The 460-nt window shown below is 54.1% G+C and carries 1 protein-coding gene; it reads left to right on the top strand.

The window, feature by feature from the left end:
• A partial coding sequence (locus tag JF66_RS24045; protein ID WP_035880977.1) for a hypothetical protein occupies positions 1-460 on the top strand: 460 nt, incomplete at both ends.

Genomic DNA, 460 nt, shown 5'->3' with positions numbered 1-460 from the left:
TCCCGTCCAAATTCCCACGTCGATCCTTCGAGCCCTGAAGACGGGAATCTTCAACCCAGGAAAGGCGATCACCGATGACTTGTTCCCTGGAACGCTATGGCTCATTCACGTTCTCGACGCCTGGTTGAAGCTTTCAGACAGTGAGCGGTTAGTGCGGGCGAATCCTTGGAGCTGGAAAGAATTCGTCTTTGGCGTGCCGGGCCCTACGTACGCATCTCAGCGCAACTCTCTTCTCTATTTGGTTCATCCCAAAACCTTCGCGCCGATCGTTTCCGAAAAGCACAAGGCCCTAATGCGTGAAGCCTTCATGAGTGAGATCACCGAACGCACGGGCGATATCGATCGTGATCTCTTCGCAATAATTCTGCAGCTTCAGCGGAAGACTCATGGGCCGGTGAACTTCTACGATGGCGTCCTATCCAAACGATGGATGCCGAGTGAGGGTACCTTGCTGGCCCTG

This window comes from Cryobacterium sp. MLB-32, assembly GCF_000738085.1.
Taxonomy (GTDB): domain Bacteria; phylum Actinomycetota; class Actinomycetes; order Actinomycetales; family Microbacteriaceae; genus Cryobacterium.
Note: the sequence above shows the minus strand (reverse complement) of the source record. Positions and strands in the feature narration are given on the sequence as shown.